Here is a 22743-nt window from a genome sequence, read left to right as displayed (position 1 = left end):
TGCGCGGATCCTTGACCTGGCAGTTACTTTCGGGCTATCCGTGACTCCTTGGAAGTTTCCTTCAACCTTGCACGGCCGGAAGGAGCATCAGTGCACCACCGCGCCCCCGCCCCCTCCCCCTCCCGACGCACCCTCCTCACGGTGACCGCCGCAGCCGCCGCGGCCGCCGTCACCGGGGTCACCGCCCCCGTCGCCCACGCGGAGACCGACGACAGGAAGCTCCAGCGGATCATCGACCGGATGTCGCTGGAGGAGAAGGTCGGCCAGCTCTTCGTGATGCGGGTGTACGGCCACTCCGCGACCGCCCCCGACCAGGCCGACATCGACGCCAACCTCAAGGAGATCGGCGTCCGCACCGCCGCCGAGCTGGTCGAGCGCTACCACGTGGGCGGCGTCATCTACTTCTCGTGGGCCCACAACACCCGTGACCCGCACCAGATCGCCGAGCTGTCCAACGGCATCCAGCAGGCCGGGCTCGCCCAGCCGACCCCGGTCCCGCTGCTCATCTCCACCGACCAGGAGCACGGCATCGTCTGCCGGGTCGGCGAGCCCGCCACCCTGGTGCCCGGGGCGATGGCCCTCGGCGCGGGCGGCTCGCTCGCGGACGCCCGTAAGGCCGCGCAGATCGCGGGCGCCGAGCTCGCCGCCGTCGGCATCCGGCAGAACTACGCCCCGGTCGCCGACGTCAACGTCAACCCGGCGAACCCGGTCATCGGCGTCCGCTCCTTCGGCTCCGACCCCCGTGCGGTCGCCGGTCTGGTCGCCGCCCAGGTCAAGGGCTACCAGCGGGCCGGGGTCGCGGCCACCTCCAAGCACTTCCCGGGGCACGGCGACACCGCCGTCGACAGCCACTACGGACTGCCGACGATCACCCACACCCGGGCCCAGTGGGCCGAGCTCGACGCGCCGCCGTTCGAGTCGGCGATCGACGCGGGGATCGACTCGATCATGACCGCGCACATCGTGGTGCCCGCGCTCGACCCCAGCGAGGACCCGGCGACCCTCTCCCGGCCCATCCTCACCGGGATACTGCGCGAACAGCTCGGCTACGACGGCGTGGTGGTCACCGACTCGCTCGGCATGGAGGGCGTGCGCACCAAGTACGGCGACGAGCGCGTCCCGGTCCTGGCGCTCGAGGCCGGGGTCGACCAACTGCTCAACCCGCCGAACCTCGACGTGGCCTGGAAGGCGGTCCTGGCGGCGGTCAGGGACGGCGAGCTGACGGAGGACCGGCTCGACGAATCGATCCTGCGGATCCTGCGGCTCAAGGCGAAGCTGGGCCTCTTCCGGCAGCCGTACGTGACGCGCGCGGGCGTCGACCGGGTGGTCGGCACCAAGGCGCACCTGGCCCAGGCGGACCGGATCGCCGAACAGACCACGACCCTGCTCCTCAACGAGGACGGCTTCCTGCCGCTGAGCCCGTCCGGCCACGGCAGGGTCCTCGTCGTCGGCGCCGACCCCGCCTCGCCGTCCGGCACGACCGGGCCGCCCACCACCACCCTGGCGACGGCCCTCGGGGAGCTCGGGTTCACCGCGACCGCGCTCTCCACCGGGATCACCCCGACGGCGGCGAAGATCGAGGAGGCGGTGGCGGCGGCGGCCGGGCAGGACGTGGTCGTCGTGGGCACGTACAACGTCACCGCGGCCAGTCCGCAGCGCACGCTCGTCGCGCGGCTCGTCGCGAGCGGCGTCCCGGTCGTGACGATCGCGATCCGCAACCCGTACGACATCGCCCGGATCGGCGGCCAGCGGGCGACCCTCGCCGCCTACTCCTGGACCGACGTCGAACTCCGCGCCGCGGTCCGGGTCCTGGCCGGACGGGCGCGGCCGAAGGGGCGGCTGCCCGTCCCGGTGCAGAGCGCGGACGATCCGAGCAAGGTGCTCTACCCCGTCGGGTACGGGCTCTCGTACCGCTAGGGGGTCAGACGGGTGTGCCCGGTGGTCCTCGACGGACCACCGGGCACACTCACGCGTACGGGACGGTTACGGGCGCAGCCCGTGCTCCCGCGTCACGTCCTCGTCGACCGGCTTGTCGAGGCGGGCGTCGAAGCGCGCCAGCGGCTGCGCCGCCTCGACGGCCGGGGCGGAGACGCCGGCCCAGGCCAGGATGCGGGCGGTGGCCTTCTCCCGCTCGGCGTCGACGAGCCCGGCGACGTTCGCGCCGTGGTTCGCGCCCGGCGCCGTGTAGACGTAGCTGTCGCGCGTGCCCTTGCCGAGGTGGAACGGCTCGGCGCCCCACGGGTCGTTGCCGCCGTAGACGAAGAGCATCCGGTTCGCGTTCTTGCGGACCCAGTTGTCGACGTCCCGCATGACGTGCGGCTGGAACTTCATCGGGATCGAGCTCGGGACGAAGTTGCGGGCCGGCTGGTAGCCGTAGCGGCTGAGGCCGTCGAGGTGCGGCTGCTTGATGCTGGGCGAGCCGAGCTGGGTGGCCGCCTGGTAGTAGTACGGCGTGTAGTAGTCCAGGCCCTGGTCGGTGTAGGCGGACCAGCCGGAGTGGGCGTCGATCGTCTCGTAGACGGTGTCGTCGCTCGCGGTCGCCGCGTCCGGGATCTGGTCGCAGACGTCCTGGCCGGCGTACTGCCAGAACGCCCAGACGAAGTCGAGGACGACGGCCTCGTAGGCCTTGTCGAGGCTGCCGACCGTGTTGAAGGTGACGCCCTCGGTCTCGGCCCACTCCTTGAACTTCTTCTGCAGCGGCTCGCGGCGGACGAGGGCCTCGCGCTGGATGTTGTTCAGCCGGTCGCGGCAGTCCTTGGTGCCGACGTTCTCGAAGAACCGGTCGTAGGCCGAGTCCTCCTTCTCCACCACGTCGTTCGGGGCGACGTACGCGACGACGCCGTCCATGTCACGCGGGTAGAAACGCTCGTAGTACGTGGCGGTCATGCCGCCCTTCGAGCCGCCGGTGGAGAGCCAGTTCTCGTCGTAGATCCTCTTCAGCGCGGTGTAGATCCGGTGCTGGTCCGTGGCCGCCTGCCAGATGTCCAGCTTGGACCAGTCGGCCGGCTGCGGGCGCGACGGCGTGAAGAAGCGGTACTCCATCGAGATCTGGTTGCCGTCGATGATCCGGGTCGGCTCGGCGCGGCTGGGGGTGGTGCTCAGCCCGTAGCCGCTGGTGCGGAAGACGGTGGGACGGCTGGTGTCCTTGTGGAGGACCGACAGCCGCTGCTTGAACGTGCCCGCCCACGGGCGCCGGTGGTCGACCGGCTGGACGTACTCCAGGACGAAGTAGCGGTAGCCGGCGTAGGGCTTCTCCTCGATCAGGCTCATCCCGGGGATCGCCAGGATGCGGTCCTTGATGTCCGCGCTCTGCGCGTCGGCGACGGCCGTGGTGCTGCCGGCGTCCGTGTCCGCGGCGGTGGCCACGCCCGTGGAGCCGACGGTGCCTATGAGCACCGAGAGCGACACCAGCCATCTGAGCGACTTGCGCATTCGTCCTCCCCTTGGTTCACAACGGTGTCGCGAACCTAGCGGGGGCAACGTGTGGACCGCCAGACCCAGTTGGTCCTTACCCTTGGACTTTCCTGTGCATCAGCAGAGGAACCGGGACGACATCAGCAGAGATCCGGTACCGCGTCAGCAGAGGATCCAGCCCGTGGACCTGCCCTGCCCGGACACCGAACCGTAGGCGCGGACGCAGCGGTTGAGGGCGTGGACGGTGACCGGGCCGGTCTGCCGGGCGAACCGGCCGGCCTTGACGGCGGGGCGGCCGCCGCGCGGCTGGAGGGAGACGGTCATCGGGCGGGCGGCGCCGGGGCGCTTGGCGAGGGTGACGGCGCAGGCGTAGTGGCGGGTCCGGTAGAGGCGCAGCTCGCCGGTGGCGAAGCGGTAGGTCTTGGTCGGGCGGCCCTGGCAGACGGAGGCGGCGTCGGCGGTGGAGCCGCCGGGGCCGGGACCGGGGAGCACGAGCAGGGCGAGGGCGGCGAGGAGCGGGACGAGGACGCGGGCGGGCAGCCACCGGCGGCGGGGTCCGTGCGTCGTGCCCGTGGGCATGTCCGTGGGCGTGTCCGTGGGCATACGGTCCCCTCCCGAGCGGGTCAGCGAGCCTCCGTACGAACGTACGGAGATTCGGACGTACGGGCGTACGACGCGCCAGCCACCGGAATGGTTGCCTCCGGGGTCCGGAGACGACCTCGGCCGCCCTCCTACGCGAACGTCGTGGCGACGAACAGCAGGAAGACGGCCTCCGCGCCGAGCTGGGTCCACAGGGCCGCCCGGCGGACGTCGGCGCGGGAGGTGCTCTGCACGGCCACGAAGGCCGCGCCGGCGATCACCAGGCTCGCGACGTACAGGAAACCGGGCGCGCCGCCGCAGCCGGTCCCCTTGGCGATGCAGCTGGAGGCGTCCTCGGTGAAGAGGACGAGAAAACCGACCAGCAGGGTCGCGGGCAGCAGCAGCCCGGCCCAGATCAGCGACCGCTTCCGCAGCCGCGCGCCTTCGACGTCCGGCGAGGTGATCGGGACGGGCGAGGCGGCGCGGGTGCGGAGGTCGGGGCTCATGCCCCCATCCAAGCCCGCGGGGGTGGTGGACGGGAATCCGCTCGGATACTCATCCCGCGTACTCACACCCGCTCGGGCTCCGCCTCCTCCTCGGCCTCCCCGATGAACGTGCTCCACAGCGACGCGTACCGGCCGCCCAGGGCGAGCAGTTCGTCGTGGGTGCCGTCCTCCGCGACCCGCCCGCGGTCCATCACGACCACCCGGTCGGCGCGCGCCGCCGTGGTCAGGCGGTGGGCGACGACGAGCGTCGTCCGGCGGCCCGCGAGCCGGTCGGTGGCCTGGTTGACCTGGGCCTCGGTGGCGAGGTCGAGGGCCGCCGTGGCCTCGTCGAGGAGCAGGACGTCCGGGTCGACGAGCTCGGCGCGGGCCAGGGCGATGAGCTGGCGCTGACCCGCCGACAGGTTCCGGCCGCGCTCGGCGACCTCGTGGAGGTAGCCGCCGTCGAGCGTGGCGATCATGTCGTGCGCGCCGACCGCGCGGGCCGCCGCCTCGACCTCGGCGTCGGTCGCCTCGGGGCGGCCGTAGGCGATGGCGTCACGGACCGTCCCGGCGAAGAGGTACGCCTCCTGGGGGACGACCCCGAGCCGGTGGCGGTACGCGGTGAGGTCCAGGTCCCGCAGGTCGGTGCCGTCGGCGGTGACCCGGCCGCCCGTCGGGTCGTAGAACCGCGCGACCAGCTTGACCAGGGTCGACTTGCCCGCGCCGGTCTCGCCGACGAAGGCGACGGTCTGCCCGGCGGGGATGCGCAGGTCGATGCCGGTGAGGGCCGCTTCCTTGGAGTCGTACGCGAACGACACGTCCTCGAAGGCGATCTCGCCGCGCAGCGACTTCACGTCCCGGGGCGCGTCGGCGGCGGCCGTCGACGTCGGCTCCTGGAGCAGCTCCTGCATCCGCTTCAGCGAGACCGCGGCCTGCTGGTAGCCGTCGAAGACCTGCGAGAGCTGCTGCACGGGGGCGAAGAAGAGGTCGATGTAGAGGAGGTAGGCGACGAGCGCGCCGGTGGTGAGGGTGCCGCCGTCGATGCGGTTCGCGCCGACGATCATGACGGCCGCGGCGGCCACCGAGGACAGCAGGGTCACGAAGGGGAAGTAGATCGAGATCAGCCACTGACCGCGGACGCGTGCCTCGCGGTAGTCGTCGCTGCGGGCGGCGAACCGGTCCGCGCCCGAGCGCTCGCGGCGGAAGGCCTGCACGATCCGCAGCCCGGAGACCGACTCCTGGAGGTCGGCGTTGACGACGCTGATCCGGTCGCGCGCCAGCTCGTACGCCTTCACGCTCGACCGGCGGAAGAAGTACGTGGCGACGGCCAGGACCGGCAGGGTCGCGAAGACGACCAGGGCGAGCTGGAGGTCGAGCACGAGCAGCGCGCCCATGATCCCGAAGAACGTCACGACCGAGACGAAGGCGGTGACGAGGCCCGTCTGGAGGAACGTGGACAGGGCGTCCACGTCCGTGGTCATGCGGGTCATGATCCGGCCGGTGAGCTCGCGCTCGTAGTAGTCCAGGCCGAGCCGCTGGAGCTGGGCGAAGATCTTCAGGCGCAGACCGTAGAGAACCCGCTCGCCGGTGCGGCCCGTCATCCGGATCTCGGCGGTCTGCGCGACCCACTGCACGAGCACGGTGACCAGGGCGAGCGCGGAGGCCGCCCAGACGGCGCCGACCGCCAGCCGGTTCACGCCCTCGTCGATGCCGTGCCGGATCAGGACGGGAAGCAGGAGGCCGGCGCCCGCGTCGAGGGCGACCAGGCCGAGGCTGATGAGCAGCGGGACGCCGAAGCCGCGGAGCAGCCGGCGCAGGCCGTAGCTGTCCTCGGGCGAGACGGCGCGGGACTCGTCGATCCCGGGGGTGTCGTCGGCGGGCGGCAGGGCCTCGACGGCGGCGAGCAGCTCGGGGGTGGCCCCGGGCGCGGGGCTCTCCTCGGCGGCGCCGGCGTCCCGTACCCACAGGGTCGGGGTGATGCCCCGCTCGGCGTCGAACTCGGCGTCGAGCTCGGCCCGCAGCGTGGCGTCCTCGGGGACCTCGGCCGGGGTGACGTGACCGGGCGAGACGGCGCCGAGCTCGTCGGGGTCGGTGAGGAGGCGGCGGTAGAGCGCGGAGCGCTCCTCCAGCTCCTCGTGGGTGCCGATGTCGGAGAGCCGCCCGTCGTCGAGGACGGCGATGCGGTCGGCGAGGCCGAGGGTGGAGCGGCGGTGGGCGATGAGGAGGGTCGTACGGCCCGCCATGACCGACTTCAGGGCCTCGTGGATCTCGTGCTCGACCTTGGCGTCGACGGCGGAGGTGGCGTCGTCGAGGAGGAGGAGCCGGGGGTCGGTGAGGATCGCGCGGGCGAGCGCGACGCGCTGGCGCTGGCCGCCGGAGAGGGTGAGGCCGTGCTCGCCGACCTTGGTGTCGTACCCCTCGGGCAGCTCGGCGATGAACCGGTCGGCCTGGGCGGCGCGTGCCGCGGTCTCGATCTGCTCCTGGGTGGCGTCGGGGGCGCCGTAGGCGATGTTGGCGCGGACCGTGTCGGAGAAGAGGAACGAGTCCTCGGGGACGAGCCCGATCGCGGCGCGCAGGGAGTCGAGGGTGAGCTCGCGGACGTCGTGGCCGCCGACGAGGACGGCGCCGTGGGTGACGTCGTAGAAGCGGGGCAGGAGGAGCGAGACGGTGGACTTGCCGGAGCCGGAGGCGCCGACGACGGCGACGGTCTCGCCGGAGCGGATGTCCAGGGAGAAACCGTCGAGAACCGGCCGGCCGTCCTGGTAGGAGAACGAGACGTCGTCGAACTCGACGGTCGCGGGCGCGTCGGCCGGGAGGTCCTTCGTCCCGTCCTGGATCACCGGCTCGGTGTCGACGAGGTCGAGGACCCGCTCGACGCCCGCGCGGGCCTGCTGGCCGACGGTGAGGACCATGGCGAGCATCCGGACCGGGCCGACGAGGGACGCCAGGTAGGCGGAGAAGGCGACGAAGGTGCCGAGGGTGATCTGCCCCTTGTAGGCGAGCCAGCCGCCGAGGGCGAGGACGGCGACCTGCCCGAGGGCGGGCACGGCCTGGAGGGCGGGGGTGTACTTCGAGTTCAGCCGGATCGTCCGCAGCCGGCCGGCGAAGAGCCTGCGCCCGGCCTCCCGGATCTTGCCGGTCTCCTGGTCCTCCTGGCCGAAGCCCTTGACGACCCGTACGCCGGTCACGGCCCCGTCGACGACCCCGGCGACCACCGCGGCCTGCTGCTGCGCGTGCCAGGTGGCCGGGTGGAGGCGGGTGCGGCTGCGCTTGGCGATGAACCAGAGGGCAGGGGCGACGGCGAGCGCGACGAGGGTGAGGGGGAGGGAGAGCCAGGCCATGACGGCCAGCGAGATGACGAAGAGCAGGATGTTCCCGATGGTCATCGGGAGCATGAAGAGAAGGCCCTGGATGAGCTGGAGGTCGCTGGTGGCGCGACCGACGACCTGCCCGGTGGACAGCTCGTCCTGCCGCCGCCCGTCGAGCCGGGTGATGGTGCCGTACATGTCCGTACGGAGGTCGTGCTGCACGTCGAGGGCGAGGCGCCCGCCGTAGTAGCGGCGGATGTAGGTGAGGACGTACACGAGGACGGCGGCACCTATGAGGAGGCCGGTCCAGGTGGAGAGGTCCCGGGTCTTCGTCCCGATGACATCGTCGATGATCACCTTGGTGACGAGCGGCACGAGGGCGAGGACGGCCATGCCGACGAGCGACGACCCGAGCGCGAGCACCACGTTGGCCTTGTAGTGCCACGCGTACCCGGCGAGCCTGCGTGCCCACCCCTGCTGCCGCTCGCCCGTCTGTTTCTGCCCGACCGCCGCCACGAGTGGCCTCCCGTTCGTCCTGCTCTACCGGAAGGCCCAACGCACCTGGGCTGCGATTTCATCCCGCCGCAACAAACCGAGCGACCACTCGGCGACAGGGTCGCCGGGGCGCCGGGCGGGGTAGGGGGCCGGGGGGCCGCCGTACGGGCGGCGCCGGGGTCGGACCGGAAGGGGAGATCATGGCGCGGGTCGAGGAAGGGAAGCCGTACGGGTGGGGGCGGCTGCACGCGGCGTTCCAGGTCCTTGAGGGGCTCGCCGCCGGGAGGACGGAGCTGGGCAAGCCGTCGAAACTGCGCGAGACGACCGACACCCCGCGGAACACCTTCATCAAGCTCCTCGGCGCGATGGGGCTCCATCTCCTGCTCGCCCGGGAGAAGGGCGGCCGCCACGCCGAGGCCGCCGAGGCGGTCGTCGGGGACATGGTGAGGCTGATAGCCCCGGAGCGGATGTCCAGGAACAACCTGGACCCACGGGAGGTCGCCGAGTTCCGCCAGGGGTACGACCACCAGATCGGTCTGTACCGCGAGAAGTGGGGCGACCTCGTGGTCTGAGGCGGGAGCATCCCGGCCCCGCCGCCCGCCGGGATCGACCGGCGGCGGGGCCGGGAGCGTGGCTCAGAGGTGGGTCGGTTCGAACATCCTCAGGAGGGCCGGGAGGACGACCACCGACGGGCCGGGGGTCGCCAGGGCCTTCGCCAGGTCGGCCGCGAGCGTCTCCGGGGTCGTCGTCGCCGCCGGGACGCCGAAGGACTCGGCGAGCGCGACGAAGTCCGGGCGGCTGAGCTCGGTGCCCGTGGCCTCGCCGAACGCGCCCGTCATGTACTCGCGCAGGATGCCGTAGCCGCCGTCGTCGACGATCAGCCAGGTCACGTCGAGGTCGTACTGCCTCGCCGTGGCCAGCTCCGCGATCGAGTACATCGCGCCGCCGTCGCCGGAGACCGCGAGGACCGGCTGCGACGGGTCCGCGGCGGCCGCGCCGAGGGCGGCGGGGAAGCCGTAGCCGAGGCCGCCGGCGCCCTGGGCGGAGTGCATGGTGTTCGGGTGCCGGGCGTCGAAGGCCGACCACGCCCAGTACGCGAGGATCGTCATGTCCCAGAAGCTCGGGGCCCGGTCCGGGAGCGCCTCGCGCACCGCGGCGACGATCCGCTGCTCCAGGCCGAGGTCCTGGGCGGCGATCCGCTCCCGCACCTTGGCCAGGACGGCCGAGACCCGCTCGGGGGCGGTCGGGTCCGTGCGCTCGCCGGCCGTCTCCAGGAGGGCCTGGAGGGCGAGCCGGGCGTCCGCGTGGATGCCGAGCGCCGGGTGGTTGGACTCCAGCTTGCCCGCGTCGGCCTCGATCTGGATCACCCGGCCGCGCGGGGCGAACGTGTGGTAGTTCGAGGACAGCTCGCCGAGGCCCGAGCCGACGACGAGGAGGACGTCGGCGTCCTCCAGGAAGTCGGTGGTGTGCCGGTCCTCCAGCCAGGACTGGAGCGAGAGCGGGTGCTCCCAGGGGAAGGCGCCCTTGCCGCCGAAGGTGGTGACGACGGGCGCGTCGATCCGCTCGGCGAGCGCGAGGAGCTTGCCGGAGGCGTCGGAGCGTACGACTCCGCCGCCCGCGATGATCACGGGCCGGGCGGCCTTCGTCAGCAGGTCGGCCGCGACGGCCGTGAGCTCGGGGCGCGGGACGACCTCCTCAGGTGTCGCGTCCATGGCGGTGACCACCGGCAGGGTCGTCTCGGCGAGGAGCACGTCCTGCGGGATCTCGACCCAGACGGGGCCGTGCGGGGCGGTGAGCGCCGACTCCCAGGCCGCCGCGATCGCGGACGGGATCTGGGACTGCGTACGGACCGTGTGGACGGACTTCACGACGTCCCGGAAGGAGGCCTGCTGGTCGCGCAGCTCGTGGAGGTAGCCGTGCCGGCCGCCGCCGAGCCCGGCGACGGGGATCTGGCTGCCGATCGCGAGGACGGGCGCGGACGCGGCGGCCGCCTCCTGGAGCGCGGCGAGCGACATGAGCGCGCCGGGCCCGGTGGAGAGCAGCAGCGGGGCGGCCTCGCCGGTGATCCGGCCGTACGCGTCGGCGGCGAAGCCCGCGTTGTTCTCGACGCGGAGGCCGACGTACCGCAGGGCGGAGCGGCGCAGGGCGTCGAACATGCCGAGCGCGTGCTGGCCGGGCAGGCCGAAGACGGTGGTCGCGCCGAGGCCGGTGAGGGTCTCGACGACGAGGTCGCCGCCGTTGCGCCCGGGGGGCGGGTTCAGGGCGGCCTCGGTCTGCGCCGGCGTGGGGCGCAGCACCAGGTCGTGGTCGTGGGTCATGAACGGTCCCCTCGGGGCGTGGCGTGGTCGGTACGGTGCGGCCCGGCGGCCGGGTGCGGCGCGCTGCTCGCGGCGAGCGTGCCACACCCGGCGGGAACGCCTACTGCGCGGTGCGGCTCGCGGCGATCTGGCGGGACATGATCGTCGTCAGCTCGTACGCGGTGTGCGAGGCCGCGACCGCGGTGATCTCCGCGTGGTCGTACGCCGGGGCGACCTCGACGACGTCGGCGGAGACCAGGTTGCAGGAGGAGAGGCCGCGGAGGATCTCCAGGAGCTCGCGGGACGTCATGCCGCCGGCCTCGGGGGTGCCGGTGCCGGGCGCGTGGGCCGGGTCGAGGCAGTCGATGTCGATGGAGATGTACAGCGGGCGGTCGCCGATGCGCTGGCGGAGCTGGTCGGCGACCTCGTCGGCGCCGCGGCGGTAGATGTCGGCCGAGGTGACGATGCCGAAGCCCATCTTCTCGTCGTCGGTGAGGTCCTGCTTGCCGTAGAGCGGGCCGCGGGTGCCGACGTGGGAGAGCGCCTCGGTGTCGAGGATGCCCTCCTCGACGGCCCGGCGGAACGGGGTGCCGTGGGTGTACTCGGCGCCGAAGTACGTGTCCCAGGTGTCGAGGTGCGCGTCGAAGTGGAGCAGGGCGACGGGGCCGTGCTTCTTGGCGACGGAGCGCAGCAGCGGCAGCGCGATGGTGTGGTCGCCGCCGAGGGTCATCATGCGGGCGCCGGAGCCGAGGAGCTCGTCCGCGGCGGCCTCGATGGTCTCGACGGCCTCGTTGATGTTGAACGGGTTGGCGGCGATGTCACCGGCGTCCGCGACCTGGGCGAGGGCGAACGGGGAGGCGTCCTGCGCCGGGTTGTAGGGGCGCAGGAGGCGCGACGCCTCGCGGATGGCGTTGCCGCCGAAGCGGGCGCCGGGGCGGTAGGAGACGCCGCTGTCGAAGGGGACGCCGACCACGGCGATGTCGGTGGTGCCGACCTCGTCGAGTCGCGGCAGCCGGGCGAACGTCGCGGGACCGGCGTACCGCGGGGTGCGGGACGAGTCGATCGGGCCGCGCGGGGTGTTCTGGTCGCTGCTGCTCATGGTCGGGTCCTCCTGGGTGTGGCGGGGTGTCGTCCGGACTGGTCTGGTCCGGTGGTGCGGGTGGTTCAGCCGGTCGCGGCCGCCGGGACGGCCCCGGCCTCCGGCTCCGGTGCTCCGGTGGCGTCCTGGCCGGTGGTGTCCTGGCCCGCGAGCCGGGCCCTCCAGTGCGCGAGCACGGCGGCGTCCGTCGGGCGGGTCGCCAGGGAAACGATCACATATGCGGCGAGCGATGCCAACAAACCATAGTAAACGGGCTCATTTGCAAGGATTCCGTAAGCCCACATCAGGCCGATGACGGCGAGGCCGCCGACGGTCACCGCGGCGAGCGCGCCCTGGACGGTGCCGCGGCGCCAGAGCAGTCCGCCGAGGATCGGCACGAGGAGCCCGGCCACCAGCAGGTTGTAGGCGACGGTGAGGGCCTGGACGACGTCGTTGAGGGCGATGGCGATGACGATGACCGCGACGCCCATGATCAGGATGAAGAGGCGGTTGCCCTTCACCTCGTCGTGGTCGTCCTTGGCCTCCGCCAGGGTTCCGCGCAGCCGCGACCAGATGTCGTTGTTGGCGACGGTGGCGCAGGCGATGAGCGCGCCGGAGGAGGTGGACATGACGGCGGCGAGCGCGGCGGCGAGGACCAGGCCCCGGACGCCCATCGGCAGCTCGTCCTTGACGATGGTCGCGAAGGCGTCGTCGGCGCTCGGCAGGTTCGGGTAGAGCACCTTGGCCGCGGTGCCGATGACGGCTCCGGCCAGCGCGTACGCCAGACAGTAGGTGCCGGCGACGGTGCCGCCCCACTTGGCGACCTTGTCGGTGCGGGCGGTGAAGACCCGCTGCCAGATGTCCTGGCCGATGAGCATGCCGAAGGTGTAGATCAGCACGTACGTGAAGATCGTCTCGCCGCCGATGCCGAGGGGCTCGAAGTACGAGGTGGGCAGCGCGGCCTTCATCTCGGCGAAGCCGCCGGCCTTGACGACGGCGATCGGCAGGAGCAGGAGCAGCACGCCGATGGTCTTCACCACGAACTGGACCATGTCGGTGATGGTGATCGACCACATGCCGCCGAGGGTCGAGTAGGCGACGACGATGGTGCCGCCGAGGACGATCGCGACGGTCCGCGGCAGGTCGAAGAGGACGTCGAAGATCGTGGCGTAGGCGATGGTCGAGGTGACCGCGAGCATCAGCGTGTACGCCCACATGACGACGCCCGAGATGACGCCGGCCCGGCCGCCGTAGCGCAGGTCGAGCATCTCGGAGACGGTGTAGACCTTCAGCCGCGCGATCCGGGCGGAGAAGAAGACGGAGAGGGCGAGCAGGCCGAGGCCGATGGCGAAGACCATCCAGGCGCCGGAGAGGCCGTACTTGTAGCCGAGGCCGACACCGCCGATGGTGGAGGCGCCGCCGAGGACGATGGCGGCCATGGTCCCGGAGTACATCCAGGGCCCGAGGCGGCGGCCGGCGACCAGGAACTCGCTCTTGGACTTGGCCCGGCGCATGCCCCACCAGCCCATCGCCAGCATGCCGGCCAGATACAGGGCGATCACTGCGTAGTCGACGGCCATGGGGCCTCCTTCGCGAACCTCGGTGGCGTGTCGTGCGGGGGAATGACCCAGGTGTCGATCGCGGGGACATCCGCCCGTACCCGCGGCCCTGGGATGTCACGACAGTAGGTGGCCGGAAAGCGACGAAGAAGTGTACGTTTCCTCCACTGTCCGGGCGGGGGATGTACGAAGGGCCCATGACCATGACCTCCGCCGAGACCGCCGCCACCCCTCCCGCGCCGCCGGTCTCGCTGGCCGCGCTGCTCGCCCGGCGGGACCTCGGGCTGCGGCTGCTCGCCGGCCCCGAGGACGTCTCGATCCACTGGGTGCACACCTCGGAGATGGCCGACCCGTATCCGTACCTCCTCGGCGGTGAGCTGCTCATGACGGCGGGCGTCCTGCTCACCGACCCGGCGCACTACGTGGAGCGGGTGGTGGAGGCGGGGGCGGCGGCGCTCGCCTTCGGCGTGACGCCGGTGTACGACACGGTCCCCGCGGAGCTCGTCGAGGCCTGCGCACGGCGCGGCCTCCCCCTGGTCGAGGTACCGCCGAAGACCCCCTTCACGGCGGTGGCGCGGGCGCTGTGGCGGCTGATGGCGGAGGCCCGGCTGCACGAGCTCCGCCGGGTGACCGAGGCACAGCAGTCCCTGGCGGCGGCCGCGGCCCGGCCGGCGCCTGTCCCGGCGGTGCTCGGCGCGCTCGCCTCACGGCTCGGGGGACGGGCGGTGCTCTTCGGGGCGGACGGTACGGAGTCGACGGCGGCCGGCCGGGAGGTGCCGGCGGAGGCGGCCCGGGCGCTGCGGGACCTCGCGGGCGTCCTCGGCCCGCGCCCGGGCGGCCCCGCCTCGGCGAGCGGGGACGGCGGCGGGCTCCGGCTCGCCGCGTACGCGCTCGGCGGCGGGGACGGGCTGACGCTGGGGGTGGCGACGGAGCGGCGCGGCCCCGGGGACCACACGATCGCGGGGGTCGCGGTCGTCCTGCTGTCCCTGCTGACGGCCCCGCACCGGGGCGCGGACGCGACCGTACGGGACGGGGCCCTGGTCCGGCTGCTGCTCGGCGCGGCCCCGGCGGAGATCGCGGACACACTGGGCCCGGGCCCGTGGACGGTGGTCCACGCCTCGGGCGGCGACGGCACCCCGTTCGCGGCGGCCTCGCTGGCTGCGGCGCTGGGGACGCCACTGGCGGACACGGGCGGTACGGCTCCGGGGGCGGCAGGCTCGGGCGGTACGGCTCCGGGGGCGGCGCTCGGAGCCGTACGCCTGCTCCTGCCCGTCTCCTCCCCCGTCACCGCCCAGACCGGCTGGACGCTGGGGGTGAGCGCCCCCGTCGAGGCGTGCGAGCTCGCGGCGGCCGACGTGCAGGCGGCGCGAGCCCTGCGGCGGGCGGAGGCGACCGGGGCGGATCTGCTCCGGCACCGCCCGGGCGGGATCGCCGCCCTGGTGGACCCGGACGAGGCCACCGCCCACGCGCGCGCCCTCCTCGCCCCGCTGGCCGAGCCACTCGCCGAGACCCTGCGCGTGTGGCTCTCGCTGCACGGCAGCTGGGACCGGACGGCGGTGGCGACGGGCCTGCACCGCAACACCGTCCGCCAGCGGATCACCCGCTGCGCCGCACTCCTGGACCGGGACCTGGACGACCCGGACGTCCGTATGGAGCTGTGGTTCGCGCTCAAGTCCCTGTGAGAGGCGGGGCCCAGGACGCCGTCACCGGAATCACCGCCCCGGTGTCGCGGCGGTGATTCCGGGGCGTCGCCCCTGCTCGGCCCGGGTCAGTGGACACCCGCGGCCTGGGCGGCGGCCAACTCCTCGACCCGGCTGCGGTACGCCTCGGCCAGGTCGCCGCCGTTCGCACCGGGAACCCCTTCAGGACCGACCCCGAGCGCCTCCAGGACCGCGTCGGCACGGGCCTGACGGTCCGCCAACGCGCCCATGGTGTGCGGGTACAGCAGGTCGAGCCCGCGCTTGTCGCCGTCGGACAGGTTCTGCCCGTTACCGGCCGGCGCGCAGCTGCTGGGGGTGGACTTGTAGAAGAACGCCGGGAACCGGTACAGCATCACGGACTTCGCGTCGAAGGGCCCGGCGACGAGATCCGGGGCGTCCACGGTGCGCAGGTTGTGATCCACCTTCGCGCGCGGCCACCGGTTCGGCGCACCCGCGAGGAACGTGTAGATGCCGGGCTGCCGACCCTGGGCGTCCGCCACGAAGGCACCGGTCGGGTCCTGCGTGATGACGTACCCGGCCGGGTCCTCCCAGCGGAACTCGCCCTCGCAGGTGCCGCGCATGTTCTGGTGGGAGTGGTGGAACCCCAGTGCGTGCAGGAACTCGTGCCGCACGGTGCCCTCCCACTGGGCCGGCCTGTTCGACGCGAACTGCCCGAGGTTCAGGCTGCGCTGGCCGGGGTTGCCGCCGACCGGGCCTCCTCCCGCACCGATGACACTGTCCGTGCTGTCGGTGCCCACCAGGGAGAAGAAGCCCGGCAGGTCGAAGCTGACCCGGATCTCGGCGGCCAGGGCGGTGTCGGAGGTGGTCCATCGCCGGAACGTTCCGGGCCCGCCGTTCTGCCCGAAGTCGAGTGTCAGGTTGCAGGCGTCGGTGATCTGCTTCGTCGCTCCCGCGATGTCCGCGTGCAACTGGTCGTCCCCGTCGAGGAACGCGACCCGCACCGTCTTGCCCAGTGGCCACCGCCCGATGTCGGTGACGAGGAATTCCATGCCGTCGGCGGCCGTTGCGCGCCTCCAGCGGTCCCGTACTTCGATCTCCGCGACGACCTCGTCAGGGAGGGATTCGAGAGGGAGGGATTCGAGTTCCATGACGCGTCCTTTCGCATCACATGCGGAAAATCGGTCCCCCCGACCGGTACCGGCCTGATGACGGATGGGCTGCTCGGCTCGTCGCGCGAGCGTGCCGACGTCGGAAACTCCCGTCCCAGTATCCCCCGAATGGGGGTACTCTGCGACTCCACTGTCACTCTGGGTAGTTCAGTGCGCGCCAGGGTGACACTGCGTCAGGACCAGAGCTTGTTCACGGCAGTACGGGTCGTCGTCTTGAAGGCCGTCAGCGGGGCGTCCTTGAAGTCGCCCATCTGGCCCCAGCGGACGAGGGTGACGGTGCGACCGTCGCGGCCGACGGAGAAGAGGTGGATGTCGGTGTTGCCGATCTGCGGGTCGGCGGTGTCCAGGCTGTAGACCCAGGCGCCCTCCTCGACGGCGAGCTTGCCGTGGGAGGCGCTGACGGCGTGCAGGCCCGGGTTCTGCCGCTCCAGCAGGGGGCCGCAGCCGGCGAGGGCCTTGCGAAGGGTGTCGACCAGCTTCACGGCGTCGGCCTCGGTGCGGGCGACGGTGGTGATCTGGACGCCGTTGGTGTCGAGCTCGGTGTTGAACTCGCGGTAGCGGGTGTTCTGCGCCGGGATCTTGTACGGGGCGCAGAGGGCGCCGCCGTTCTCCGGGATGCCGGTGAAGACCTGTGTGGCGGTCCACGGCGTCGACGACGGCGGCATCTGGGAGGCGGCGAGGAAGGCGGGCTGGGCAGCGGCCTGCGCCGGGGCGGTGGCGAGGGCGGCGAGGCCCAGGGCGGCAGCGGCGGTGGCGGCGAATGCGGTACGGAGCTTGTTCATGGTGGTGGATCCCCCGTCGGGTCGTTCGGTCAGTGCTCAACCAGCGTCGGGCCGGCGCCCGCCGCCTGCAACGGTGACGCGCCCACCATCCGTCCCGGAACCATTCCACCCCCGCTGACGTGCAAGGACGTGAAGCGTGGGACGCAGGGTCAAGGGGGATGGAATGCCGAAGGACGCCGCCGTCGAGGAGTTCGCGCGGGTCGTGCGCGCGCTGAAGGCGCGGGACGGGCGCAGTTACGAGGCGCTGGGCCGGCGCCTGAGCGTCAGCGCGTCCACCCTCCACCGCTACTGCTCGGGCGCGACCGTCCCGGAGGAGTTCGCCGTGGTCGACCGCCTCGCCCTGCTGTGCGGGGCGGACGAGGAGGAGCGGCGGGCCCTGGAGGTGGCCTGGAGCCGCGCGGACCGCACCCGTCGCCCGCCGGTGCCGGAGCCCGACGCGGAGCCCGAGCCCGGCCCGGAGCCCGAGCCGGCGCCGGAGCCCGAGCCGGCGCCGGAGCCTGCGTCCGAGCCCGAGCTGGAACCCGTGCACGCGCGCGTGCCGGGCCTCCCGTCCAAGCGGCGGAGGCGCCGGTGGGGGTGGGTGGGCCTGGTCGGCGGGGCGCTGGCGGTCGTGGGGACGGTGACGCTCGGAGCCGTACTCCTGCCCGGGAAGACCCGGGAGCGGGCCGCCGAACCACCGGCGCCGCTGACGTGGACGGTCGCCTCGCACATCTGGAAGAACGGGTGCGGGCACACCTACCTCGTGGAGCGGACGCCCCCTCCCCCGCCGGAGGCGGCCGACGCGCGGAGCTGGGCGGCGGCGCAGGGGGCCGTGGACGGCGGGGAGACGCTGGTGCGGGTGTCGGTGCAGGGGAAGGGCGCGGCGGCGGTGGTGCTCCAGGCGCTGCACGTGCGGGTGGTGGAGCGGGGCGCGCCGCTGCCGTGGGCGGCGTACCGGATGGACGAGGGGTGCGGCGGGGCGGTGACGCCGCGCCGTTTCGAGGTGGACCTGGACCGGCCGCGACCGGTGGCGCGGGCGCTGGACGGGTACGACGCCTCCGGGGAGGAGGGCCGGCCGCTCCCGGCGGTCTCCTTCCCGTACGTGGTCAGCGCCGCCGAGCCGGAGGAGCTGCTGGTCTCGGCGGGGGCGGCGGGGTGTGACTGCCGCTGGTACCTGGAGCTGGAGTGGAGCTCGGAGGGCCGCTCGGGCACGGTCCGGATCGCGGACGGGGCGGGGAAGCCGTTCCGTACGAGCGGGATCGCGGGGAGGCCGGTCCACGAGTACGACGCCGTCGGTAGGCGCTGGATCACAAGCGCGAGCTCTGGACAGAGGGGTTGACTGGTCGGTAACTTCGTACCCACAACCCTGAGCAAGCGCTTAGACAACTGGGCCCGCCCCGCACACCCGGAGGAGACGCACCGTGCGCCGTACCGTATTCAACGAGGACCACGAGGCGTTCCGGGAGACCATCCGCGCCTTCATCGAGGCCGAGGTCGTCCCCGTCTACGACGAGTGGTTCGCGGCGGGCCAGGCGCCCCGCGAGTTCTACGACAAGCTCGGCGAGCTGGGCATCTTCGGCATCAACGTGCCCGAGGAGTTCGGCGGCGCGGGCCTGGACACCCACAAGTTCGAGGCCGTCCTGTACGAGGAGACCTCGCGCGCGGGCGTCCAGTTCGGCGGCTCCGGCGTGCACGTGCTGCTCGCCCTCCCCTACATCAAGATGCTCTCCACCGACGAGCAGAAGAAGCGCTACCTGCCGAAGTTCGTCACCGGCGAGGAGATGTGGGCGCTGGCGATGACCGAGCCGGGCACCGGCTCCGACGTCGCGGGCATGAAGACCACCGCCAAGCTCTCCGAGGACGGCACGCACTACGTCCTCAACGGCTCGAAGACCTTCATCACCGGCGGCGTCCACGCCGACCGCGTGATCGTCTGCGCCCGTACGTCCGCCCCGTCGGCCGACGACCGCCGCTTCGGCATCTCGCTCTTCGCCGTGGACACCAAGTCCGAGGGCTACTCCATCGGCCGCAAGCTGGACAAGCTGGGCCTGCGCACCTCCGACACGGCCGAGCTGGCGTTCGTCGACGTCAAGGTCCCGGTCGAGGACCTGATGGGCGAGGAGGGCAAGGGCTTCTACTACCTCGGCCACAACCTGGCCTCCGAGCGCTGGGGCATCGCCTTCGGCGCCTACGCCCAGGCCAAGGCCGCCGTCCGCTTCGCCCAGCAGTACGTCACGGACCGCACGGTCTTCGGCAAGCCGGTCGCCTCCTTCCAGAACACCAAGTTCGAGCTGGCCGCCTGCCAGGCCGAGGTGGACGCGGCCGAGGCCGTCGCCGACCGCGCCCTGGAGGCCCTGGACGCCGGCGAGCTGTCCCCGGCCGAGGCCGCGAGCGCCAAGCTCTTCTGCACCGAGGTCGCGCACCGCGTCATCGACCGCTGCCTCCAGCTGCACGGCGGCTACGGCTACATGAACGAGTACCCGATCGCCCGCCTGTACGCCGACAACCGCGTCAACCGCATCTACGGCGGCACCAGCGAGATCATGAAGTCGATCATCGCGAAGTCGATGGGCCTGTAGTCCAAGTGCCCGACCCGCACGACGAGCACCGCGCTCCGGATGCCCTGGATGCCCTGCTCGATCTGCTCGACCTTGAGCAGATCGAGCGGGACATCTTCCGGGGCCAGTCCCGCTCCGCCGTCGTCCCCCGCGTCTTCGGCGGCCAGGTGGCCGCCCAGGCCCTGGTGGCGGCGGGCAGGACCGTGCCCGAAGACCGTCTCGCGCACTCCCTGCACGCGTACTTCCTGCGCCCCGGGGACCCGGGCGCGCCGATCGTCTACACGGTCGACCGCATCCGTGACGGCCGTTCCTTCACCACCCGCCGGGTCGTCGCCGTCCAGCACGGGCAGCCGATCTTCCACCTCTCCGCCTCCTTCCAGGCGTACGAGGAGGGGCTCGACCACCAGTCGGACATGCCGGCCGCGCCGGACCCGGAGTCGCTGCCGACGGCCGCCGAGATGCTGCCCCGGCACCTGCCGGCGGAGGTCGCGAACCGGCTGGTCGAGGCGCGGGCCGCGGTGGACCTGCGGTACGCCGACACCCCGCCCTGGGGTTCCGTCGGGGAGCCGCGCGAGCCGCGCTCGCAGGTGTGGTTCCGTACGAACGGCAAACTGGCCGACGACCACCTGCTGCACGTCTGCCTGGCGACGTACGTCTCCGACATGACGCTGCTCGACTCCGTCCTGCTCGCGCACGGGCGGGGCGGCTGGGCCGTCGGCGACGTCGTCGGGGCCTCCCTCGACCACGCGATGTGGTTCCACCGGCCCTTCCGGGCCGACGAATGGCTCCTCTACGACCAGGAGTCCCCCTCCGCCTCCGGCGGGCGCGGACTCGGCCAGGCCCGGATCTGGACCCAGGACGGGAAGCTGGCGATCTCCGTCATCCAGGAGGGTGTCGTTCGCGTTCCGCGCTGATGATCGGACATACCGTCCGATCATGGCGGAGAACGGCGAAAACCCGGGGACCGGCGCAAGCGCGGAGAACAGCGCAGGCGCCGGGAACGGCGAGAGCACCTTCACCGTGATCGTGGCGGCGGCGGCGAACCTCGGGATCGCCGTCGCCAAGGCCGTCGCGGGTGTCATCAGCGGGTCGAGCGCGATGCTGTCGGAGGCCGCGCACTCGGTCGCCGACACCGTCACCGAGGGCATGCTGCTCACCGCGCTCAAGCGGAGCGAGAAGCCCGCCGACGAGGACCATCCCGTCGGGTACGCGGGCGAGCGGTACGTGTGGGCGATGCTGGCGGCCGTCGCGACCTTCGTCGGCGGCGCGGTCTTCTCGATCTACGACGGCATCCACACCCTCGTCCACGGCGAGGAGCTCGGCGATCCGCTCGTCTCGTACATCGTCCTCGGCGTCGCGTTCGTCCTGGAGGGCTTCTCCCTGCGGACCGGGATCAAGCAGGTCCAGGCCGAGGCGGAACGGATGAAGGCCCCGCTCAACCGCTATCTGCGGTTCACCGCCGACACCACCGTCAAGGCGGTGGTCATGGAGGACTCGGCCGCCCTGGCCGGCCTCATGCTGGCGGCAGGCGGCCTGCTCGGCGGCCAGATCACCGGCTCCGGCGTCTGGGACGGCGTCGCCTCGATCCTCATCGGCGTCCTGCTCGTGTACGTGGCCTGGGTCCTCGGCCGCTCCAACGCCGAACTGCTCATCGGCCGGCCGCTGCCCCGCTCCATGCGGGAAGCGGTCCGCGAGGAACTGCTCACCGTCCCGCACATCGTGGACGTCGTCGAGCTGACGACCCTCATCCAGGGGCCCTCCGAGGTCCTGGTCGCCGCGAAGATCGACTTCCGGGACGTCGCCTCGGCGGAGCAGATCGAATGGGCCTGCGAGGACGCCGAGGCCCAGCTCCACGAGCGGTTCCCGGCGATCCGCCGCGTGTACCTGGACCCGACGCCTGGCCTGGGCCAGCGCCGGGCCAGGCCCTCAGAGGAGGCCTGAGGCATCCAGCGTGTACGCCGTCATCGGCTCGTAGGAGCGGGGGTCGATCACGTGGTCGTCGAGCGGGATCGTCACCTGCATCGTGCCCTCGGCCTCCCCGATGAACAGGGCGGGGTCGTTGCAGTCCGCGTAACCGACGGAGTCGATGCCGCGCTGGCCCGCGCGCCCGGCCCAGCCGTGGTCCGCGATGACCAGGTCGGGGCGCCCCTCCTCGCCGAGCGCGTCGAGGATCGCGTTCATCGGCTCCGGGGAGTGGGTGTGCCAGAGGGTGGCACCGCGCTCGAAGACGGCGACGTCGGCGAACTGCACGACGTACCCCTCGTCGGCGATCAGCCCGCCGGGGATGCGGACGATGTCGCAGCCCTGGGCGCGCAGCGCGGCGGCGACCCGGCTGTGGACGTCGATGAGCGCGCCCGGGTGGCCGGTCGCGAAGAGGACCCGCTCCTTGCCGGCGGCGGCCTTGCGGAGCCGGGCGGCCATCCGGTCGAGACCGTCGACGGTCAGCTCGGGGTCGATGGTGTCCTGGCCGGTCCGGTGGGCCGGGTCGTCGACGACGCCGCACCGCTCGGCCATCACGGCGAGGACGTCCTGCTCGTCGCTCCAGCGGTCGCCGAGCTCCAGACCGAGCCAGTAGTGCCGGTCGCCGTTGGCGAGCTTTCTGTAGTGGGACAGGTTGTTGTCGCGCGGTGTGGCGACGTCCCCGGCGATCCGGGTACGGACGAGGTGCTCGACAAGGGCGGGGCGGCTGAGTATCGGCATGGGGTTCATTCTGTCCGAGTGCGCTGCGTGACGAGCGGCGCGTCCCGGTTCCCGGACCCCCTCTCCTGCGCCCTACTCGGCCGCCAGCGCCCCGAACGCCCCGTGGGCCAGGCGCCGCAGCAGCGCCTCCATCGGTTCGCGCCCCAGTGCGGCCAGGTGCGGGGTCGAGTTCAGGAGCCCGAAGACGGCGTGGACGGTGGTCCGCACCTCGGCCTCCCCCACGGCCGGGTACAGCTCCCGCACCACCGGCACCCACAGCTCCACGTACTGCCGCTGGAGCTGCCGTACCCGCTTGCGGTCCTCGTCCTTGAGCCGGTCGAGCTCCCGGTCGTGCAGCGTGATCAGCGGCCGGTCGTCGAGGGCGAAGTCGATGTGTCCGTCGACGAGGGAGGCGAGCACGGCCTCGGGGTCGCCGGTGGTCTCGCCGACCCGGATGCGGCCGCCCGTGAGGAGGCGCTCGCTGATGCCGACGAGCAGTTCGGCGAGCATCGCGTCCTTGCCGGGGAAGTGGCGGTAGAGCCCGGGGCCGCTGATGCCGACGGCCGCCCCTATCTCGTCCACGCCCACGCCGTGGAAGCCGCGCTCGGCGAACAGGCGGGCGGCCTCTTTGAGGATCTGCTCGCGTCGCGTCGGTGCGGTGGTCCTGGCGGTCGTGGTCATGCGATCGATTCTAGACAAC

Annotated in this window: 18 protein-coding genes; 7 read left to right on the top strand and 11 right to left on the bottom strand. The window is 72.6% G+C overall.

Features of this window, described 5'->3' with window-relative positions:
- Positions 1–141: 141 nt before the first annotated feature.
- The gene (locus tag OG357_RS25345) at positions 142–1917 is read left to right on the top strand and encodes a glycoside hydrolase family 3 protein (RefSeq protein WP_443066727.1); all 1776 of its coding nucleotides are present in this window, start codon (positions 142–144) and stop codon (positions 1915–1917) included.
- Between the two features lie 66 nt (positions 1918–1983).
- Here OG357_RS25345 and OG357_RS25340 read toward each other — a convergent pair whose 3' ends face one another.
- The 4 genes from OG357_RS25340 to OG357_RS25325 form a co-directional block, all read right to left on the bottom strand.
- Complete coding sequence (locus tag OG357_RS25340) at positions 1984–3432, bottom strand: aminopeptidase (RefSeq protein WP_329623330.1); 1449 nt, start codon at positions 3430–3432, stop codon at positions 1984–1986.
- 144 nt (positions 3433–3576) lie between these two features.
- The gene (locus OG357_RS25335; protein ID WP_443066726.1) at positions 3577–4017 is read right to left on the bottom strand and encodes a hypothetical protein; all 441 of its coding nucleotides are present in this window, start codon (positions 4015–4017) and stop codon (positions 3577–3579) included.
- Positions 4018–4145: 128 nt separating this feature from the next.
- Complete coding sequence (locus OG357_RS25330) at positions 4146–4499, bottom strand: hypothetical protein (RefSeq protein WP_329623329.1); 354 nt, start codon at positions 4497–4499, stop codon at positions 4146–4148.
- Between the two features lie 62 nt (positions 4500–4561).
- On the bottom strand, positions 4562–8302 hold the full coding sequence (locus tag OG357_RS25325; protein ID WP_329623328.1) for an ABC transporter ATP-binding protein: 3741 nt from the start codon (positions 8300–8302) through the stop codon (positions 4562–4564).
- Positions 8303–8481: 179 nt separating this feature from the next.
- Between OG357_RS25325 and OG357_RS25320 the strand changes: the two genes are divergently transcribed.
- On the top strand, positions 8482–8853 hold the full coding sequence (locus OG357_RS25320) for a hypothetical protein (protein WP_329623327.1): 372 nt from the start codon (positions 8482–8484) through the stop codon (positions 8851–8853).
- A gap of 63 nt (positions 8854–8916) precedes the next feature.
- Here OG357_RS25320 and OG357_RS25315 read toward each other — a convergent pair whose 3' ends face one another.
- From OG357_RS25315 to OG357_RS25305, 3 genes are all read right to left on the bottom strand, one after another.
- On the bottom strand, positions 8917–10599 hold the full coding sequence (locus OG357_RS25315) for a thiamine pyrophosphate-binding protein (protein ID WP_329623326.1): 1683 nt from the start codon (positions 10597–10599) through the stop codon (positions 8917–8919).
- Positions 10600–10699: 100 nt separating this feature from the next.
- Complete coding sequence (gene speB / locus OG357_RS25310; protein ID WP_329623325.1) at positions 10700–11677, bottom strand: agmatinase; 978 nt, start codon at positions 11675–11677, stop codon at positions 10700–10702.
- Between the two features lie 65 nt (positions 11678–11742).
- Positions 11743–13236, bottom strand: coding sequence for a sodium:solute symporter (locus tag OG357_RS25305; protein ID WP_329623324.1), 1494 nt, complete (start codon positions 13234–13236; stop codon positions 11743–11745).
- 161 nt (positions 13237–13397) lie between these two features.
- On the opposite strand from OG357_RS25305, the gene OG357_RS25300 reads away from it, so the two are divergent.
- Positions 13398–14897 (top strand): PucR family transcriptional regulator, encoded by a 1500-nt coding sequence (locus OG357_RS25300; RefSeq protein WP_443066725.1) that lies wholly within the window; start codon positions 13398–13400, stop codon positions 14895–14897.
- Positions 14898–14983: 86 nt separating this feature from the next.
- On the opposite strand, the gene OG357_RS25295 is transcribed toward OG357_RS25300, so the two are convergent.
- Both OG357_RS25295 and OG357_RS25290 read right to left on the bottom strand, forming a co-directional pair.
- Positions 14984–16024 carry a hypothetical protein gene (locus OG357_RS25295; protein WP_329623322.1) on the bottom strand — a complete coding sequence of 347 codons (1041 nt, stop codon included), beginning with the start codon at positions 16022–16024 and terminating at the stop codon, positions 14984–14986.
- 194 nt (positions 16025–16218) lie between these two features.
- Entirely contained in the window at positions 16219–16827 is a 609-nt protein-coding gene (locus tag OG357_RS25290; RefSeq protein ID WP_329623321.1) for a hypothetical protein, read from the bottom strand.
- Between the two features lie 163 nt (positions 16828–16990).
- On the opposite strand from OG357_RS25290, the gene OG357_RS25285 reads away from it, so the two are divergent.
- From OG357_RS25285 to OG357_RS25270, 4 genes are all read left to right on the top strand, one after another.
- Entirely contained in the window at positions 16991–18145 is a 1155-nt protein-coding gene (locus tag OG357_RS25285) for a helix-turn-helix domain-containing protein (RefSeq protein WP_329623320.1), read from the top strand.
- A gap of 82 nt (positions 18146–18227) precedes the next feature.
- Positions 18228–19385, top strand: coding sequence for an acyl-CoA dehydrogenase family protein (locus tag OG357_RS25280; protein WP_329623319.1), 1158 nt, complete (start codon positions 18228–18230; stop codon positions 19383–19385).
- Positions 19386–19390: 5 nt separating this feature from the next.
- Positions 19391–20278: an acyl-CoA thioesterase II gene (tesB, locus tag OG357_RS25275; protein ID WP_329623318.1), complete on the top strand. Its 888-nt coding sequence runs from the start codon at positions 19391–19393 to the stop codon at positions 20276–20278.
- Positions 20279–20300: 22 nt separating this feature from the next.
- Complete coding sequence (locus OG357_RS25270; protein WP_329623317.1) at positions 20301–21305, top strand: cation diffusion facilitator family transporter; 1005 nt, start codon at positions 20301–20303, stop codon at positions 21303–21305.
- On the opposite strand, the gene OG357_RS25265 is transcribed toward OG357_RS25270, so the two are convergent.
- A complete protein-coding gene (locus tag OG357_RS25265) occupies positions 21291–22064 on the bottom strand; it encodes a phosphatase (RefSeq protein ID WP_329623316.1) in 774 nt (257 codons plus the stop codon). The genes OG357_RS25270 and OG357_RS25265 overlap by 15 nt on opposite strands.
- A 72-nt stretch (positions 22065–22136) precedes the next feature.
- A complete protein-coding gene (locus OG357_RS25260) occupies positions 22137–22724 on the bottom strand; it encodes an SACE_7040 family transcriptional regulator (RefSeq protein WP_317595390.1) in 588 nt (195 codons plus the stop codon).
- Positions 22725–22743 lie beyond the last annotated feature (19 nt).

The sequence above is a fragment of the Streptomyces sp. NBC_01255 genome, assembly GCF_036226445.1.
Lineage (GTDB): Bacteria > Actinomycetota > Actinomycetes > Streptomycetales > Streptomycetaceae > Streptomyces.
Note: the sequence above shows the minus strand (reverse complement) of the source record. Positions and strands in the feature narration are given on the sequence as shown.